At 44.1% G+C, this 630-nt stretch carries 1 protein-coding gene; it reads right to left on the bottom strand.

The window, feature by feature from the left end:
• Positions 1–105: 105 nt before the first annotated feature.
• A partial coding sequence (locus L2744_RS21520; RefSeq protein ID WP_248993776.1) for a transposase occupies positions 106–630 on the bottom strand: 525 nt, incomplete at its 5' end.

The following is a 630-nucleotide window of genomic DNA, read 5'->3' as shown; positions in this document are numbered from 1 at the left end:
TTCAGATTAATGACAAACCCCGGTTTTTGACACCGGGGTTTGTTTTTTTAAGGCTGTAATCTTTATGTTGCCTCTTTCTGTCTTTTTACTACTATCAAATCTGTTTTAAATTTTTTGCCATATCACTGGCGTAAGTTGCACTTTAATCGCCATTAAAGTGCATTTTGTGAGATAAAAAAGCGACAAAAAGGCCAGCAAGGCCATTTTCTTGATATTTTGCGCTACCGCAGCCAGTAAGCACTGCATCTGTACCTTCGCCAGACCACGGAACCGTGCATAGCGATGGCCGTGATGTTGTTTCGCATCTGCGAAGCTGCGTTCAACCGTTTCCTTTCGTCGGTTATAAATTTTCTTACCCCAAGGCGTGAGTCTTAATCCGCTCACATGCTCTTTATCTTCTTCCCAAACATGGCGTGTTAACGTCTTCTTATGTTGTTGACTTCTCGTGCAATCCACTCTCAACGGGCAGTCTTTACATTTCTTCGGGTCTGAGTTGTAGTGGCGGTAACCATTGCGGTCTGTTGTGCTGTAGCTTAGAGTTTCACCTTGTGGACAACGATACGTATCGGTGTTTTTGTCGTAGCTAAAGTGTTTTTTCTTAATCGGGTTAGCCGTGCCATTCGGGCGCCG

This window comes from Shewanella profunda (genome assembly GCF_023283765.1).
GTDB classification, from domain to species: Bacteria; Pseudomonadota; Gammaproteobacteria; order Enterobacterales; family Shewanellaceae; genus Shewanella; species Shewanella profunda.
This window is presented reverse-complemented; position numbering and strand designations above follow the sequence as displayed.